The organism is Streptomyces sp. ADMS (assembly GCF_033441795.1).
Classification (GTDB): Bacteria; Actinomycetota; Actinomycetes; order Streptomycetales; family Streptomycetaceae; genus Streptomyces.
Genome location: NZ_JAVFVX010000068.1, coordinates 1 through 15,887 on the forward strand (window position 1 = coordinate 1; position 15,887 = coordinate 15,887).

At 68.9% G+C, this 15,887-nt stretch carries 17 protein-coding genes; 3 read left to right on the forward strand and 14 right to left on the reverse strand.

The genetic code is table 11. The features are described 5' to 3' along the window. Positions 1-86: 86 nt before the first annotated feature. The 6 genes from RB628_RS26245 to RB628_RS26270 form a co-directional block, all read right to left on the reverse strand. Entirely contained in the window at positions 87-758 is a 672-nt protein-coding gene (locus RB628_RS26245; RefSeq protein ID WP_318322978.1) for a TetR/AcrR family transcriptional regulator, read from the reverse strand. 39 nt (positions 759-797) lie between these two features. Beyond that, on the reverse strand, positions 798-1,187 hold the full coding sequence (locus RB628_RS26250; protein ID WP_318322979.1) for a DUF4229 domain-containing protein: 390 nt from the start codon (positions 1,185-1,187) through the stop codon (positions 798-800). A 102-nt stretch (positions 1,188-1,289) separates the two neighbouring features. Continuing rightward, positions 1,290-1,814, reverse strand: a complete 525-nt coding sequence (locus RB628_RS26255; RefSeq protein WP_318322980.1) for a GNAT family N-acetyltransferase — start codon at positions 1,812-1,814, stop codon at positions 1,290-1,292. Positions 1,815-1,870: 56 nt separating this feature from the next. After that, the gene (gene mqnE, locus RB628_RS26260) at positions 1,871-3,034 is read right to left on the reverse strand and encodes an aminofutalosine synthase MqnE (protein ID WP_318322981.1); all 1,164 of its coding nucleotides are present in this window, start codon (positions 3,032-3,034) and stop codon (positions 1,871-1,873) included. Between the two features lie 38 nt (positions 3,035-3,072). Next, a complete protein-coding gene (locus RB628_RS26265) occupies positions 3,073-3,528 on the reverse strand; it encodes an Lrp/AsnC family transcriptional regulator (protein ID WP_318322982.1) in 456 nt (151 codons plus the stop codon). 98 nt (positions 3,529-3,626) lie between these two features. Beyond that, positions 3,627-4,355: a UbiX family flavin prenyltransferase gene (locus RB628_RS26270; RefSeq protein ID WP_412180723.1), complete on the reverse strand. Its 729-nt coding sequence runs from the start codon at positions 4,353-4,355 to the stop codon at positions 3,627-3,629. Between the two features lie 192 nt (positions 4,356-4,547). Here RB628_RS26270 and RB628_RS26275 point away from each other — a divergent pair, with 192 nt between their 5' ends. Further along, positions 4,548-5,129 carry a rhomboid family intramembrane serine protease gene (locus RB628_RS26275; protein ID WP_318323010.1) on the forward strand — a complete coding sequence of 194 codons (582 nt, stop codon included), beginning with the start codon at positions 4,548-4,550 and terminating at the stop codon, positions 5,127-5,129. A 112-nt stretch (positions 5,130-5,241) separates the two neighbouring features. Here the strand turns inward: RB628_RS26275 and mqnP are convergent, their stop codons facing one another. Next, positions 5,242-6,150, reverse strand: coding sequence for a menaquinone biosynthesis prenyltransferase MqnP (mqnP, locus tag RB628_RS26280; RefSeq protein WP_318322984.1), 909 nt, complete (start codon positions 6,148-6,150; stop codon positions 5,242-5,244). Beyond that, positions 6,147-7,604 carry a menaquinone biosynthesis decarboxylase gene (locus RB628_RS26285; protein ID WP_318322985.1) on the reverse strand — a complete coding sequence of 486 codons (1,458 nt, stop codon included), beginning with the start codon at positions 7,602-7,604 and terminating at the stop codon, positions 6,147-6,149. The genes mqnP and RB628_RS26285 overlap by 4 nt, the downstream gene beginning before the upstream one ends. Before the next feature lie 96 nt (positions 7,605-7,700). Here RB628_RS26285 and RB628_RS26290 point away from each other — a divergent pair, with 96 nt between their 5' ends. After that, positions 7,701-8,183 (forward strand): PLD nuclease N-terminal domain-containing protein, encoded by a 483-nt coding sequence (locus tag RB628_RS26290; protein ID WP_318322986.1) that lies wholly within the window; start codon positions 7,701-7,703, stop codon positions 8,181-8,183. Positions 8,184-8,424: 241 nt separating this feature from the next. On the opposite strand, the gene RB628_RS26295 is transcribed toward RB628_RS26290, so the two are convergent. The 3 genes from RB628_RS26295 to RB628_RS26305 form a co-directional block, all read right to left on the reverse strand. Continuing rightward, positions 8,425-10,215: an acyl-CoA dehydrogenase gene (locus tag RB628_RS26295; protein ID WP_318322987.1), complete on the reverse strand. Its 1,791-nt coding sequence runs from the start codon at positions 10,213-10,215 to the stop codon at positions 8,425-8,427. Positions 10,216-10,819: 604 nt separating this feature from the next. Then, positions 10,820-10,939: a DUF397 domain-containing protein gene (locus RB628_RS26300; RefSeq protein ID WP_318322988.1), complete on the reverse strand. Its 120-nt coding sequence runs from the start codon at positions 10,937-10,939 to the stop codon at positions 10,820-10,822. Continuing rightward, positions 10,902-11,849: a DUF5753 domain-containing protein gene (locus RB628_RS26305; protein WP_318322989.1), complete on the reverse strand. Its 948-nt coding sequence runs from the start codon at positions 11,847-11,849 to the stop codon at positions 10,902-10,904. The genes RB628_RS26300 and RB628_RS26305 overlap by 38 nt, the downstream gene beginning before the upstream one ends. Positions 11,850-11,961: 112 nt before the next feature. Here RB628_RS26305 and RB628_RS26310 point away from each other — a divergent pair, with 112 nt between their 5' ends. After that, positions 11,962-12,480 carry a hypothetical protein gene (locus RB628_RS26310; RefSeq protein WP_318322990.1) on the forward strand — a complete coding sequence of 173 codons (519 nt, stop codon included), beginning with the start codon at positions 11,962-11,964 and terminating at the stop codon, positions 12,478-12,480. Between the two features lie 81 nt (positions 12,481-12,561). Here the strand turns inward: RB628_RS26310 and RB628_RS26315 are convergent, their stop codons facing one another. The 3 genes from RB628_RS26315 to RB628_RS26325 all read right to left on the reverse strand — a co-directional run bounded on the left by RB628_RS26315 (position 12,562) and on the right by RB628_RS26325 (position 15,881). Further along, the gene (locus RB628_RS26315) at positions 12,562-13,116 is read right to left on the reverse strand and encodes a Uma2 family endonuclease (protein ID WP_318322991.1); all 555 of its coding nucleotides are present in this window, start codon (positions 13,114-13,116) and stop codon (positions 12,562-12,564) included. Positions 13,117-13,351: 235 nt separating this feature from the next. Continuing rightward, positions 13,352-14,239, reverse strand: coding sequence for a proteasome subunit beta (gene prcB / locus RB628_RS26320; protein WP_318322992.1), 888 nt, complete (start codon positions 14,237-14,239; stop codon positions 13,352-13,354). 103 nt (positions 14,240-14,342) lie between these two features. Then, the gene (locus tag RB628_RS26325; RefSeq protein WP_318322993.1) at positions 14,343-15,881 is read right to left on the reverse strand and encodes a hypothetical protein; all 1,539 of its coding nucleotides are present in this window, start codon (positions 15,879-15,881) and stop codon (positions 14,343-14,345) included. Between the last annotated feature and the right edge of the window lie 6 nt (positions 15,882-15,887).

Genomic DNA, 15,887 nt, shown 5'->3' on the forward strand with positions numbered 1-15,887 from the left:
GCAGGTCGCGGAGTGCAGTCCAGCGGCCCCGAGGAATTGCGCAGCAGAGTCCGCTGCCGAACCGTCGCCAACCTCGCCGGACCCGCTCAGCTTTCGATGCCGACGGAGTCGGACGCCTCCGCCGGGGGTGACCAGGGGCTGCCCGCCATCAAACTGTCCAGGCCCGCCCACGCGAAGTTCATCAGGGTCGCCGCCGCCTGTCTCGCGGTGACGCCGGGGGTGGCGTTGGCCCAGGCGGCGAGGGACTCGGCGGCGCCTACCAGGGCCTCGGCGAGGCCTGCGACCTCTCGCTCGGGCAGCGTGGGGTCGCGGTGGGCCTCGCGGGCGGCGATCAGGATCAACTGGGTGACGAACGCGACGAGTTCCTCGCGCATCTCGGCGACCTCGGCCGCGAACGGCTCGCCGTGCGTACGGGCCTGGAGGTGCAGTACCGACCAGCCGTCCGGGTTCTGGGCGGTGTGGGTGAAGAACGCGCGCAGGCCGTCCCAGAGCTGACGGTCGGCGGGCAGGGCCGGTTCGACGCCGGCGCGGACCGCCGCGGTGAGCGTCCTGGCCTCGCGCCGGATACAGGCGGTGAAGAGGTCTTCCTTCGAGTTCAGGTACAGATAGACCAACGGCTTGGAGACACCCGCGAGTTCGGCTATCTCGTCCATCGACGCGGCCATGTACCCGCGCTGCCCGAAAGTCCGTACGGCAGCGTCCAGCATCTGCTGCTCACGGACGGCACGCGGCATCCGTTTGTTCTTCACAGCGCCCATAGAGGCAAGGGTAGTTGTGCGGTCCGGTTTGCTGTCAGGTCAGGAGGGCTGGCCCTGGGTCTGAGCCTGGGGCCGGGCCTGACCCTCGGCTTGGGCCTGACCATCGGCTTGGGTCCGGCCCTCGGCCTGGGCCTGGCCCTCGTGGGCGCGGGCCGCCTCGTCGACCGCCTCGTCCTCCTGGCTGCGGTTCGCGTCCAGGTTGGCCTTGACGCGGTCCACCTTCTCGACGATCTGGATCGACGCCCGGTCCCGCTCCTTGCGGAGCACCACGAAACTGATCGGGGCGGAGATCACGAGGGAGAGCAGGATGACCCACATGCCGTTGGAACTGCCCAGGCCGCGCGGAGCGATACCGGAGTAGACGAGGCCCCAGACGACCAGCAGGCAGCCCACCAAGATCCCGAGGCGCATCAGCGTGTAGCGGAGCATCTCAATCCACTCTTCTTCCGGTCCGGACGTTGCCAAAAACGGGCGTCATCCAGTGAAACACGCCCAGGTCACGATCTTGCAGGGGGGTACGGGGAGGGGCACTCAGTGGAGCGGCAGCAGCATCGTGACGTCGTCGCGGTCGTCCCCCAGGCCGACCCTTATGGCGCCGGGCACGCGGCCGACCTCCTTGTAGCCGCAGGAGCCGTAGAAGCGCTCCAGGCCCAGGCCGCCCCGGCAGCCGAGCCGTATCGCCTCGATGCCGTCGAGCCCGCGGGCGGCTTCGGCGACGGCCGCCATCAGCTCCCGTCCGTACCCCTTGCCCTGGTGCCTCGGGTGCACCATCACCGTGTAGAGCCACAGCCAGTGTGTCCGCAGGTGGTGGTCGTTGAAAGTGAGGAACGCGGTCGCGGCGACCCGCCCCTCCTCGTCGTGTCCCACGAGCAGCCGCACGGCGCCCTCCGCGAGCCCCGCGAACTGTTTCACCAGCTCGGGCCGTATGTCGTCCTGCGTGACGGGCGGCACGAAGCCGACTGCGCCGCCGGCGTTGGTGACGTCGGTCCAGAGGCCGAGGATGCCGTCGCGGAGGGCGGAGTCGACGACGGGATCGAGGGTGAAGGTAAGGCTCACCACAGAAGAATAGCCATTACCAAAGCCCTTGCCGAACCCATCGCCGAACGCGGAACTCACACCCGCATCGGCTGCGGCGACTCACGACGCGCCTGGTCCGGACCGTCGTACTCCCGGATGATCTCGTACCGCGTGTTGCGCTCCACCGGCCGGAACCCGGCGTCCCGGATCAGGTCGAGCAGGTCCTCGCGGGTGAGCTTGTTGGGGGTGCCGTAGTTGTCGGCATCGTGGGTGATCTTGTACTCGACGACCGAGCCGTCCATGTCGTCGGCGCCGTGCTGCAGGGCGAGCTGGGCGGTCTGGACGCCGTGCATGACCCAGAAGACCTTGACGTGCGGGACGTTGTCGAACAACAACCTCGACACCGCGAAGGTCTTGAGTGCCTCCGCGCCGGTGGCCATCTGGGTACGGGCCTGGAGCCTGTTCCGTACCTTGCCGTCCTGCATGTCGACGAAGTCGTGCTGGTAGCGAAGCGGGATGAAGACCTGGAAGCCGTTCGTCTCGTCCTGCAGCTCACGCAGCCGCAGTACGTGATCGACCCGGTGCCGCGGCTCCTCGATGTGGCCGTACAGCATCGTGCACGGGGTCTTCAGACCCTTCTCGTGCGCGAGGCGGTGGATGCGCGACCAGTCCTCCCAGTGCGTCCGGTGGTCCACGATGTGCTGGCGGACCTCCCAGTCGAAGATCTCGGCGCCGCCGCCGGTCAGCGACTCCAGTCCCGCGTCGATGAGCTCGTCGAGGATCTCGGACGCCGACAGACCGCTGATCGTCTCGAAGTGGTGGATCTCCGTCGCCGTGAACGCCTTCAGCGACACGTCAGGCAGGGCGGCCTTCAGCTCCCGCAGGGAGCGCGGGTAGTACCGCCACGGCAGGCTCGGGTGCAGGCCGTTGACGATGTGCAGCTCGGTGAGGTTCTCGCCCTCCATCGCCTTGGCGAGCTTGACCGCCTCCTCGATGCGCATCGTGTACGCGTCCTTCTCGCCCGGCTTGCGCTGGAACGAGCAGTAGGCGCAGGAGGCGGTGCACACGTTGGTCATGTTGAGGTGCCGGTTGACGTTGAAGTGGACGACGTCACCGTTCTTGCGGGTCCGCACCTCGTGCGCCAGTCCACCGAGCCAGGCCAGGTCGTCCGACTCGTAGAGCGCGATGCCGTCCTCGCGGGTCAGCCGCTCACCGGCCCGGACCTTCTCCTCCAGCTCGCGCTTGAGCCCGACGTCCATGCCCACACCTTTCTCCGACAACATGCCCCACCGTACGGCTAGACCTCTTCGGGCAGGTCTCCGACCCTGTTCTCCCACTTCGTGGAGAGCACGACGGTCGTACGGGTCCTGGAGACGCCCACGGTCCCGCTGAGCCGCCGGATGGTCCTCTCCAGTCCGTCGACGTCGCTCGCCCGCACCTTGAGCATGAACGAGTCGTCGCCCGCGATGAACCAGCAGTCCTCGATCTCACCGAGGTCCCGCAGGCGGCGCGCCACGTCCTCGTGGTCGGCCGCGTCGGACAGCGAGATGCCGATCAGCGCGATGACCCCGAGGCCGAGCGAGGCGGAGTCGACGGTGGCCCGGTACCCGGTGATGACCCCGGCCGCCTCCAGCCGGTTGATGCGGTCGGTGACACTTGGTCCCGACAGACCGACGAGGCGCCCCAGCTCGGCGTAGGAGGCCCGGCCGTTCTCCCTCAGGGCCTGGATGAGCTGCCTGTCCACGGCGTCCATGCGATCGAGCCTTCCGATGAAGAATCCTGAAGTTGCTGAAGGTACTGACGTTCCAGAAGTGATGAGCGGTACTGCCGGTAACTGATACGTACGCCAGCTCAGCCGTTATCAGTACGGGATGTACGGGACGCCCCGGCCCCGCCGCCGAGTTCGCCCTCCCAGCGGCGGTACAGCCCGTGCGGGACGCCCGCCGCGTCGAGCACGCGCCCGGCGACGAAGTCCACGAGATCCTGGATGTGGGTGGCACCGGCGTAGAAGGCGGGCGAAGCCGGTACGACGCTCGCGCCGGCGTCGTCCAGGGTCACCAGGTGACGGAGGGTCTGCCCGTTCAACGGGGTCTCGCGCACGGCGACGACCAGTTTCCGGCGTTCCTTGAGCGTCACACTCGCCGCCCGCTGCAACAGGTCCTTCGACAGCCCGAGCGCGACACCGGCCACGCAGGCCGTCGAGGCGGGCACGATCAGCATGCCCTTGGCGGGGTACGAACCCGACGAGGGCCCCGCCGCCAGGTCCCCGGCGCTCCAGTACCGCACCCGGGCCACGTCGGCCGCGTGGACGTCCGGCTTTCCGTCCGCCCCCCGCGCCAGCCATTCACGCAGGTCGTCCTGCCAGTGGGCGTCCCGGAAGGAGATCCCCGTCTCGTCGAGCAGCGTCAGCCGGGAGGTCCGGGACACGACGAGGTCGACGCTCTCGCCCGCGTCGAGGAGTCCGCGCAGCACGGCGGCGGCGTATGGCGTGCCGGAGGCGCCTGACACCCCCACGATCCAAGGCGCACGCGGCGTCTCTCCTGGCTTGAGTGGGTTCACGACACCGAGCTTATCCGGCATCGAGGGTCGGGAACCGGGGGAGGGCGCCCGGACGTTCCCTGGAAGGGACGAGTTGGTTCGTCCGTGATGGCGAGGCGGGGGTCTGCCGTGTGGGACAAGTGGAATGCGGGAGGAGCGGGCCGGGCCGGTTCGGGCTCCGGTCTGTCCCGGGGTGACCGTTTGACGAGTGGCGGCGAGCTGTCCGGCGGAGGCATGTCCGGCGGCGACCGCGCGAGGGCCGCCGCCAGACTGATGCTCGGCTGGGTGGCGCTGCTGTGGCTGCTGGAGATCGTCGACGCGGTGAGCGGCCACGCGCTGGACGGCCTCGGCATCACGCCCCGCACAGCCTCCGAGCTGGTCGATGTCGTCCCCGCCGCCTTCATCCACTTCGGCTTCGCCCATGTGGCCGCCAACAGTGTCCCGCTGCTGGTCCTCGGCTTCCTCGCGGCCCTGGGCGGCCTGCGCCGGTTCGCCGCGATCTGCGCGCTGATCATCGTCGCCGACGGGCTGGGCGTCTGGCTCATCGCCCCCGCGCACAGCAACACGGCGGGCGCCTCCGGGCTGATCTTCGGCCTCTTCGGCTACCTGATCGTGACGGGCTTCGTGGAACGCCGCCCGCTGGGCATCCTGGTGGGCGTGCTCGTGGCCGCCGTCTGGGGCATGTCGATCCTGACGGGACTGGCCCCGACCCAGACGGGCATCAGCTGGCAGGGCCACCTGGCCGGGCTGATATCGGGGGTGGGGGCGGCGTTCGTGGTGCGGCGGCGGGTGCGTCCGGGCGGGCTGACGTCGTAGAGGACATCGTCAGGAGACGTCGCAGGAGGTGTTGCAGGAGGTGCCGGCAGTGCTGGCTGTCCGGCCGCTGGTCCCGGGGATCAGCGGCCGTGCTCCGCAGCGCTCGACCGGGTCAGACCGTGAGCCCACGGACGAGCAGATCGAGCAGCGCGCACCCGAAAAGAGCGATCCCGATGAACCCGTTGACGCTGAAGAACGCCCGGTTGAGCCGCGACAGATCATGCGGGCGCACGATCCGGTGCTCGTACACGAACGCCCCCGCCACGATCAGCAGCCCCAGCCAGAAGAACGCTCCCGCGTCCGTGACCAGCGCGTACCAGACGAACAGGCCCGTGGTCACCGCGTGACAGACCCGCGCGCTCCATACCGCCGCCGGGATGCCGAAGCGCGCGGGCACCGACAGCACGCCGGTCTCGCGGTCGGTGTCGACGTCCTGGCAGGCGTAGATGAGGTCGAAGCCGCCGATCCAGATGCCGACCGCCAGCCCAAGGATCACCGCGTCCCAGGACCACTCGCCCGTGATCGCCAGCCAGCCGCCGACCGGGCCCATGGCCTGGGCGAGGCCAAGGATGGCCTGGGGGAAGTTCGTGAACCGTTTGCCGTAGGGGTAGAGCACCATCGGGATCACCGCGACGGGTGCGAGGGCGAGGCACAGGGGGTTCAGCAGGGCCGCCGAGCCGAGGAAGACTGCCACGGCGATCAGGGCGCCCGTCCAGGCGTGCTTCACCGACATCGCGCCCGTGACCAGTTCACGGTGGGCCGTGCGCGGGTTCCGGGCGTCGATCTCGCGGTCGATGATCCGGTTGACCGCCATGGCGAAGGTGCGCAGGCCGACCATGCAGATCGTGACCAGGAGCAGCCGCACCCAGTGGATGTTCCTGTCCACCTGGAACATGGCCGTCAGCGCCGCGATGTAGGCGAAGGGCAGCGCGAAGACCGAGTGTTCGATCATGACGAGGCGCAGGAACGCCTTGGTGCGGCCCGGCTGGGGCAGTGCGGCGGATGCCGATGCGGAACTCACAGGCCGTATTCCTTCCAGCGTCTGTCGACCTTCGCCGCCGTGTCCGGGTCCGACACCACCATCTCCGGCCAGCCGCCGTCCCGCGTGTACCCCTCCTCGGGCCACTTCCGGGTCGCGTCGATGCCCGCCTTGCCGCCCCAGAACTGCTGGTAGGAGGCGTGGTCGAGGTGGTCGACGGGGCCTTCGGCCACCGTCAGGTCACGGGCGTAGTCCGTGTTGCCGAGGGCCCGCCAGGCGACCTCGTGCAGGTCGTGGACGTCACAGTCCGAGTCGACGACCACGATCAGCTTGGTCAGGGACATCATGTGGGCGCCCCAGACCGCGTGCATCACCTTCTGCGCGTGCTTGGGGTACTTCTTGTCGATCGCGACGATCGCGCAGTTGTGGAAGCCGCCCGCCTCGGGGAGGTGGTAGTCCACGATGTCCGGAACGATGATCTTCAGCAGGGGCAGGAAGAAGCGTTCCGTGGCCCGGCCCAGCGGGCCGTCCTCCGTCGGCGGCCTGCCCACGACGATCGACTGGAGCAGCGGACGGCGCCGCATCGTCACGCAGTCGATCGTGAGCGCCGGGAACGGCTCCTGCGGGGTGTAGAAGCCCGTGTGGTCACCGAAGGGGCCCTCGGGCAGCATCTCGCCCGGCTCCAGCCAGCCCTCCAGCACCACCTCCGCCTGCGCCGGCACCTGCAGCGGCACCGTCTTGCAGTCGACCATCTCGATCCGCTTTCCCGCGATGAACCCGGCGAACAGGTATTCGTCGATGTCACCGGGGAGCGGGGCCGTGGAGGCGTAGGTGACGGCGGGCGGGCAGCCGAACGCGATGGCGACCGGCAGCCGCTCACCCTTGCGGGCGGCGACCTGGTAGTGGTTCCGGCTGTCCTTGTGGATCTGCCAGTGCATACCGATCGTGCGCTTGTCGTGCCGCTGGAGGCGGTAGAGGCCGAGGTTGCGTACGCCGGACTCCGGGTCCTTGGTGTGCGTCAGGCCCAGGTTGAAGAAGGAGCCGCCGTCCTGGGGCCAGGTGAAGAGGGCCGGGAGAAGGTCGAGGTCCACCTCGTCGCCCCTGAGGACGACCTCCTGTACGGGCGCGTTGTCCGACTTCACCTTCTTCGGCGGTACGTGCGTCATCGCGCCGAGCTTGCCGAAGGCCTCGCGCACGCCCACGAACCCCTGCGGCAGCTCGGGCTTCAGCAGCCCGCTGATCCTGTCGCTGATGTCCGCGTACGACTTCAGGCCCAGCGACTTGAGCAGCCGCCGGTCGGTACCGAACACGTTCATCGCCAGGGGCATCGCCGACCCGCGCACGTTCTCGAAGAGCAGCGCGGGCCCGCCTGCCTTCTGCACGCGGTCGACGATCTCCCCGATCTCCAGGTACGGATCCACCTCTGCCTTGATGCGCTTGAGGTCGCCCTCGCGCTCCAGCGCCCTGAGCAGGGAGCGAAGATCGTCGTAAGCCATGCGTTCCAGTATCCGTTACGCACTACCCTGGACCCGTCAGCGGGGGCCGGACGCGACCGTCAGTGCGCCCGGACAGCTACTCAAGGGGACCGATACATGCTCCGGGTGCTGATGATCCTGGTGCCTCTCGCACTGAGCATCTACGCGTTCATCGACTGCGTCACCACGCAGGAGAAGGACGTCCGCTTCATGCCCAAGCCCGTGTGGGCCATCCTCATCCTTCTGTTCCCGCTGGTGGGCTCCATCTCCTGGCTGATCATCGGCCGCGACCGTGCCACCTCCCGGCGAATGGGCGGCGCTTCGGGTTCGGGCGGCCGCTGGGTCGCCCCGGACGACAACCCGGAGTTCCTGAAGTCCCTCAAGGACGAGAAGGGCGGGAAGGACCGGAAGGACGAGACAGCCGAGAAGGGTGAGAAGGCTGAGAAGGCTGAGAAGGCTGAGAAGGGCGACAAGAACGCCCCGGACGAGCAGGACGCGAGCAAGGACGACGACGCCCGTCCGCGGGACCGGGAGGCCGACCTGCGCCGCCGCGAGGAGGAGCTGAAGCGCCGGGAGAGCGGCGAGGACCCCAAGGAGTAGGGCCGACCGGTCACTTGCCTCGCCCGACGACTGCTCCCGCCACATCCCCGTGCGTGTTGCGGCGGGCCGGCTGACCGCCTCGCGAGCGACTCGTGGATGGCCCGGGCGTACATCCCCCATACGCCCGGCGCCTATCGGGTACGTCAGGTGCGTCAAGTGGTCCAGGTACATCAGATTGACGTCATGCGCACGTCATTTTCAGGCCAAGAAGTGCCCGTGACGGTTCATGGCGGGAAACAGGTCAGACGCCGCTCAGCATCGGCAGCGACGACAGGTGTTCCTCCGGAACGTCGAAGGCCTGCGTCAGGGTGCCGAGATGCGGGGCGAGCCGGGTCGTGAGCGTGTGCAGGGTCTCCGGGAGCGCGCGCATCTGCTCGGCGGTGAGAGCCTGTTCGGCCAGCAGCAGGCCGCCGCGGGCGCTGACCTGACGGAGGAGGAAGAGCGCGCTCAGGTCCTCCAGGACAGCGCGCGTGAGCGGGTCGGAGACGCGGGCGCAGGCCGCGAGTAAAGCGTCGGCGGCCTGGCCCACCGTGAACACCTCCACGAGGCTCAGGGCGGCGTCGGAAGCGTTGTTCCAACGGCCGAGGGCGTCGCCGCCGTCTCCGCCCCGCAGGTCGCGACGGGCGGCGAGGTGCCAGTAGCGCTCGGCGGTGGTGAGGGCACGGCGCAGCAGCCCCGGGTCGGTCAACGGCTCGTCGCCGGTGGGCCGGACGGGCTCCTCGGCCAGGTCGTGCCCGAAGATCATCTCGGCGCCGGCCTTGCAGCAGATCGCGAGGTTGTCACCCTCGGCGGTGATGCCGCCGTCCATGTTGGCGGCCATGTCGGCGAGCCCGTTCACGGGGAACAGCCCCCGGGCGCCGCACCGCTCCCGGCTCTCGGCCGCGATCTCGCGGGCCTGCCAGGTGATCCACGCCTTGGTGACGGCGACCATCCGCTCGGCGTCCGCGCGTTCCTCGGGCTCGTGGGTGACCCAGCGTTCGGTGGCCGCCCGGTGCAGGAAGGTCATGGCGTAGGCGGTGGCAGTGAGGGCGAGGAGGCGGCTGCAGTGGCTGCGGTGGGCGGCGAGCGGGACGCGCTGCCCGGCGACCGGCCCGGATATGTGCCGGGTGTAGGAGTACCGGACGGCGACGGCGAGTGCCGTACGGGCCACCCCGAGCCCACTCGCGCTCATGCACAGCTTCCCGGCGGTGACCCGGCTGATGGCGTGCAGGAACCGCTTGCGCGGACTGCCGACGGAGCTGACGAGGCTTCCGTCGGGCAGGAGTTGACCGTGGGCGCCCTGGAGGAGGGCGGTGCGGGGCAGCCGTACGTGGTCGAAGTTCGTGGCGCAGTGGTCGATCGAGGTGCCGACGCGCTCCGGCAGCAGGGTGACGGTGATACCGGGCAGGGTGCCGAACTCGTCGCTCAGCGGGGTGAGGAAGAGGAAGGCGCCCAGGTTCTTGTCGTCGACGATCAGCCGGGCCGCGACCACCGCGGTCTTGGGGCCGCCCGCGGAGCTGGTGTTGGGCATGTACTTCTGCGCCCCGGGGTGCGGGGTGTGCAGGTCGAACTCGTCGCGCTCCCTGTCGTACCGGGCGACGGTCTCCAGCGCCGGTACGTCGTTCCCGTGCGCGCGTTCGGTGCACAGGAACGTCCCGATGCGGGTCATGGTGGTGAAGTCCGTCAACTCGCGGGACGGGGACACCTGGTCGTCGACGACGCTGCCGAGGAAGAGGTTGTAGTGGATCCCGGCCACGGTGACCGTGGCACCGTCCACGGGGCAGGTCCACTCATGCAACGCCGCCAGTCCGCGCGGGTCGTTGGCGAGGTGTTCGGGCGACGGGACTTCGTCGTTCAGGGCTCGTAGCCGCTCGTACGCGAGCTGCCATCGTTGCTGCGTTCCCAGTCCGGGCCGATACCGGAACAGTTCCTTCGAGACAGCCTTGCGCCAGCGGCCGTGGACCTCGTTTCCGTCCGGACCGTCACGGAAGAGGAGGCTCGTGATGGCCTCTTGATCGAGGGCTGGGTGGGGTGTGCGCGTCTCCGTGGTCATGATGATCAAGATGCCCAGCGTGCTTCTAGGATCAACCAATAGTGACCAGGAGCACGCAAGAAATTGACGAATATGCGGCATCAATGGACAGGAATCGGCCGAAGTACGACAGCGGCGATTGAGGCGCCTTCGAACGCTTTATCGACCCGGGCGGAACTCGCGGAGCGCGCCAACCGGAATCCGGATCGGGCGCATCGGAACGCGGGGTTCCAGAGTTGCGGGAGAGGTCGTCCACAGGTTTGTTCGAGGAGCTGAACGGGGCGGGTCCGTACCTCTGGCGGGCACCCCGTAACGCTTTTCGCGGCTCCGCCCAAGAACAGGTGAAGGCAAGCACCACGAGTGCCGCGAATGCCCCTGCGAGCCGAATGCGAAGGAGATGCCAGTGGACGGTGCGGAGCCGGAAAGGTACAGGGTGGGCCCGCCGAGGCCGTGCGCGTGGGGATGCCGATCGAATACGTCGGCGCGCGGCGGCGACGGCGAGCAGCGGACCCTTGCAGACCGCGCGCCCGCGCTTCAGCGCCGGCGGGGGCCCACCCCTCCCGCTGCCGCACGCCCCGCTGGGCCGTCGTCCACGTTCCTGCCCGGCGACCGGCGGCTGCGCACGCTAGCGAGACGCGCCCGCGACGAACTCCGCCCAGGCGGTACGGGTTACGACGATCACGGGGCCGTCGTACGAGTCCTTGCTGTCACGTACCGGGACGACGCCGGGGAATCCGGGGGCCACTTCGATGCAGTTGCCGCCGTCGTTGCCGCTGTAGCTGCTCTTGATCCAGGTCGCGGTGTCGAGTTCGTGCCTGTGCATGATGCTCGTAGCCCTCCATCACGTCGCTGATCAGGGCGGCGGATTCACGGGCCGACGGGATGTCAGCCCTGAGCACATCATAGGTCTGGCTGTGTCGCGCATAGTCTGCTGGATCGTTGCTGAAGTGCCCCTGGCTCAGCGACTCCGAGTACACCCACCGCTCGTCGGGGAGATCGATCAGGGACATGGAACTCTTCGGCGGGACAAGCCCGAAGAGGCCTGTTGGGACCACCTGGATACGGATGTTGGGGCGCTGCCCGACGCTCACCAGATGCGCGCACTGGTCGCGCATGACATCCGGGTTGCCCACCGCGTTGCGCAGACAGCTCTCGTCCAGGACCGCGACGTACAACGGGCCGTCGTCCGCCAGGAAGCGCGGCTGGCGGCTCAACCGGGCCCGGACACGTTCCTCCACCTCGCTGCCGGTCGCAATCTGGGAGAACAGGGCGTGCGCATAGCCCGGCACCTGCAACAAGCCGGGGATGACCTGCTCCTGGTACTCCCGCAGCGCCACCGCCTCCGCATCCATCCGCGCCCTACGCGCAAACCAGTCCGGATGCTGCACCTCCGGATACCAGTCCACCTTCTTCCACAACCGCAGCAACACCCCACCCGTGCCCAGCAGCTCGTCACACGCCTTCGCGAACGTGTCCTGCGGGACGCTCGTCCCCGTCTCCACCTTCGCCACATGCGACCGGTCGCACGGGATCTGCTGTGCCAGTGCCGCCTGGGTGAGGAGCGCGGCCTCGCGGAAGTGCCGCAACACCTCGCCGAACAGGGCGGCGTTGCTGACGCCGGTCCCGGAACCGTCCTCGGCGTTCCGTCGTGCCACGCTTCCCCCTCATGTGCCAATGCCCCATTCACACGCCCCAGGCGTTGATACGGACCGTTCCCCTCAGCCACGCTCGATACACCCAGAGTAATGACGCGCGTACGGAGTGAGCATGGCAGAGGAACAGCGGGTCGAGTGGCCGACGGCGACCAGGGACGAGCGGCTGAGCGCGAGTGTGCGGGAGGTCAACCGGCGTTCGGTCAGCGACCTGTTGACCGCGACGAGTTACCCGACCCCACCCACCCCCGTACCCGGCTGCGCCACCTGCGACGAACTGGCCGTGCTCCGGCACCTGGCCCGTCACGAGGGCGACGGCAGCCGGGAGACCGATGCCGACGTGCTGCTCCGGCGCCATCAGCGGCAGTCGCATCCCGGGTACGGGGAGGGCACCCCGACTCGGCGCCGGATCTTCCGGTACGTGCCGTACTCCATCGTCCAGGACGGTTCCGCCGAGCCCGAGTACGAGGCCTGCTGCGTCTCGGGCGACGAGAACGACTGCGGGGCCGCGTCGGGTCGGCACCCGGACCCGGCCGAGGTCGAGGAGTGGCAGCGGCTGCACACGCAGGAGACCCGTCACACGCGGTACCGCCGCTGCTTCGCCGACTACTCCGTACTGGAGCCGACGGCGTGAGCCGGTCGAGTTACTCTTGACCGCCAGGACGTCACCGTAAGTAACACGCGACGCCCTAGAGGTCGCGGAATGTGACCTCCGTCAGCGGGCGTCGTCCTCGGGCTCCGGGCGCGGGAGTTCGTCGAGGTCGAGAGTGAGGATGCGGCCGTCGGCCAGGGGGATGGGGAGCTTGCCCGTGCCGTACTTGTGGGTGTGGGCCGCGATGTAGCCGGTGGCGGTCGGCTGGGTGTGGAGGACGACCTCCTGGGCGTAGGGGTCCACAACCAGGTAGATGGGGCTCCCGTAGCGACCGTACTTCGCGGTGCAGTCGTCGTAGTCCTTGCGCGCGGAGGAGGTCGAGACGACCTCGGAGATCAGCAGGACGTCCTCGAAGCTGTAGCGCTTGCCTTCCTTCCGAGCGTCTTCGCGCAGGATGGCCAGGTCGGGAGCGGAGTTCTCGTCGGCGGGGAAGTCGATACAGACGTCGGAGGTGACCTTCGCGTGACGGCCGAGGGCGTGAGCGGTGTCGATCTGCATCGACTTGATGGTGCTGGAACGCTCTTCGCTCTGCGGGGTCATGATCACCTTTCCGTCGGCCCCGAACAGGACCGCGTACCCCTTGGGGAACTCGAAGTGCACGATCGCGTCGACGCTCATGGACGGCTCCTTCCCGTGTGCGGTCAGGATACGGCGGGCTGCGCCCGTTTCGACACGGTTGCCGCCTCCCGTCGGCAGCGGCGAACTGGAACAATGACCTTCTCCGCCGGGCCGAAGAGGTCACCCTGTTCCTGCCCCGGCTCTGGCAGACCACCGAGAACATCCTGACCGCGAATCCCGACATCACCGAATAGAAATCTAATAGAAGAGGACGACCGACATCGTCTGCCAATGCCTACGGCAAGGCGATCGGCCCGTCCGGGCGGTTGCGCCGCGCCGCCACCATCTCGTGGCTCAGGTCTGCCGCCTCCTGGTCCGGGAAGCGCTCGAAGCCGTCCTCCGTGATCACCGAGACGATCGGGAAGATACGGCGGCCGAGGTCAGGCCCGCCCGTCGCCGAGTCGTCGTCGGCCGCGTCGTACAGCGCCTGGAGTGCGGCGAGGGCTGCCTCGCGGCGGGACATGTCCTCGCGGTACAGCTTCTTCAACGCGCCCCGGGCGTAAGGCGATCCGGAGCCCTCAGCGTGGAAGCCGAACTTCTCGTACGTCCCGCCGACCACGTCGTATCCGAAGATCCGCCCGCGGCCAGCACCATCACCGCCACCACCCGCCGCGCTCTCCGCCGTCTCGTACCCGGCGAGCAACGGCACCACGGCCAGGCCCTGCATCGCCTGGCCCAGGTTCTGGCGGATCATGCCGGAGAGACGGTTCGCCTTCGCCCGCAGCGACATCGGCGTGCCTTCGACCTTCTCGAAGTGCGTCAGCTCCACCTGGAAGAGCTTCACCATGTCCAGCGCCATCCCGACGCTGCCCGCGAAGGCGACGGCCGTGTGGTCGTCTGCGGGATGCACCTTCTCCAGGTCCCGCTGGGCGATCAGATTGCCCATGGTGGCCCTGCGGTCACCGGCGAGCAGCACGCCGTCGCGGTAGGTCAGCGCCAACACCGTTGTCCCGTGCGGGAACTGGTTCGGGTCGGGGCGTACGCCCGCCGGAAGGAACTGGTCGTCCCTGTGCAGCAGTTCCGGTCGGTGAGCTGCCACGAAGTCCGTGAACGACGAACTCCCGGGTGTGAAGAACTCCCCGCCCAACCGGCGGTCTTGGGCGCCGAAGTCACTTCCCGTCATGCCTGCCTCCCCCTTCGACCGCACGCTCGTATGGCGGGCGGCGCATGAACGACTCCTACCAAGCGCCGACGCCCGGGAAACAGTGATCAGCCAGGCGATCAGCTCATCGCCCGTACGGCTGCCCGCAGAAACCCACCCGTACGGGAACCGGCCCCACCCGCCGCGTCTCCGCGACCTGCTCCGGCGTCCCCTCCGCCACCACGAGCCCTCCCCCGGCGCCGCCCTCAGGACCGAGGTCGACGATCCAGTTGGAGGCGCGCATGACGTCGAGGTTGTGCTCGATCGTCACGACCGAGTGCCCCGCGTCGACGAGGCGTTGGAGTACGTCGAGCAGGCGCGCGGTGTCGGCGGCGTGCAGGCCGGTGGTCGGCTCGTCGAGGACGTACAGCATGCCGGTGAGGCCGGAGCCGAGCAGTGCGGCCAGACGGAGCCGCTGGGACTCGCCCGCGGAGAGGCTGATGCTCGACTGGCCGAGGGTCAGATAGCCCACCCCGGTGTCGACGAGCCGGCGTACCCGCTCCTCCAGGTCGGCGACGACCGGTTCGGCGAACCGCCACTCGTCCCCGGTGGAGAACGCCCGCAACTCCGCTATCCAGTCCGCGAGTTCGTCGAGCGGCAGCCGGGCCGCGTCGGTGATGCCGAGGCCGTGCACGGTGACGGCCCGGCTCTCGCCGCGCAGCCTTGTCCCCGCGCACGCCCCGCAGGCCTCCTTCACCATCGAGCGCTCGGCCTTCTGCCGGTAGTCGGTGTCGTCGACGCGGTCGGCGTAGCGCCGCATGAACGCGGTGACGACGCCCTCGAAACGGCCCCCGGCGACGGTGGCCGGGGGCTCGGTCGCACCGGCGGGGAGATGGCGCACGAACTCGGGCGACTCGACTCCGTACAGGAGCAAGTCCCTTGATTCTGCCGCCAGTTCAGCCACCGGAACGTCGGTGTCGAAGGTGAGGTCGTAGTGGCGGGCCGCGGCTCGCAGCAGGGGCAGGTTCCGCTCGACGAGCTGCCTGGGCCAGCCGCGCACCGCACCTGCGGCGACGCTCGACTCCTCGTCCACCAGGGTCCGTACGTCCACCCTGATCACCTCGCCGAGTCCGGTGCAGGAAGGGCAGGCGCCGGCGGGCTTGTTGAAGGAGAAGGAGCCCATGACGAGTTGGGGTACGGGGGCGGAGCAGTGCGGGCAGGCCGCGGACTCGCCCTCCACACCCGCCTCCGCCTCCTCGTCGCCCTCCGGGTCGTGGGCGTACGACGGCGGGATCTCCTCCCCGCAGGCGGGGCACGGGCGTACGCCGATCCGGGACCACAGCAGCCGCAGATAGGTGAAGACCTCGGTCGCCGTGCCGACCGTCGAGCGCGGGCCGCGCCCGGCCGGACGCTGGTCGACGCTGACGGACGGCGACAGACCGGTGATCGAGTCGACGGAGGGCCGGCTGACACCGGCGGTCGCCACGCCCCACGACTCCATGTACTGCCGGTGGCTCTCGCGGTGGAGGGTGTCGAGGGCGAGCGTGGACTTGCCGGAGCCGGAGAGACCGGTCATGACGACGAGTTTCTGCTTCGGGATGGTGAGCGAGATGTTCGTGAGGTTGTGGAGACGGGCGCCCTTGATGTGCATCACGGGAGTTCGGTCAACCGTGCTTCCATTCATGCCTTC

Coding starts and splice junctions, on each gene's coding strand:
- RB628_RS26295 (WP_318322987.1), bottom strand. CDS start 10,215: ATGACCACGGAGACGCGCACACCCCACCCAGCCCTCGATCAAGAGGCC.
- RB628_RS26290 (WP_318322986.1), top strand. CDS start 7,701: ATGCTCCGGGTGCTGATGATCCTGGTGCCTCTCGCACTGAGCATCTAC.
- RB628_RS26310 (WP_318322990.1), top strand. CDS start 11,962: ATGGCAGAGGAACAGCGGGTCGAGTGGCCGACGGCGACCAGGGACGAG.
- RB628_RS26265 (WP_318322982.1), bottom strand. CDS start 3,528: ATGGACGCCGTGGACAGGCAGCTCATCCAGGCCCTGAGGGAGAACGGC.
- RB628_RS26285 (WP_318322985.1), bottom strand. CDS start 7,604: ATGGCTTACGACGATCTTCGCTCCCTGCTCAGGGCGCTGGAGCGCGAG.
- RB628_RS26270 (WP_412180723.1), bottom strand. CDS start 4,355: ATGCCGGATAAGCTCGGTGTCGTGAACCCACTCAAGCCAGGAGAGACG.
- mqnE (WP_318322981.1), bottom strand. CDS start 3,034: ATGGACGTCGGGCTCAAGCGCGAGCTGGAGGAGAAGGTCCGGGCCGGT.
- RB628_RS26245 (WP_318322978.1), bottom strand. CDS start 758: ATGGGCGCTGTGAAGAACAAACGGATGCCGCGTGCCGTCCGTGAGCAG.
- RB628_RS26325 (WP_318322993.1), bottom strand. CDS start 15,881: ATGAATGGAAGCACGGTTGACCGAACTCCCGTGATGCACATCAAGGGC.
- RB628_RS26250 (WP_318322979.1), bottom strand. CDS start 1,187: ATGCTCCGCTACACGCTGATGCGCCTCGGGATCTTGGTGGGCTGCCTG.
- RB628_RS26275 (WP_318323010.1), top strand. CDS start 4,548: ATGTCCGGCGGCGACCGCGCGAGGGCCGCCGCCAGACTGATGCTCGGC.
- RB628_RS26315 (WP_318322991.1), bottom strand. CDS start 13,116: ATGAGCGTCGACGCGATCGTGCACTTCGAGTTCCCCAAGGGGTACGCG.
- prcB (WP_318322992.1), bottom strand. CDS start 14,239: ATGACGGGAAGTGACTTCGGCGCCCAAGACCGCCGGTTGGGCGGGGAG.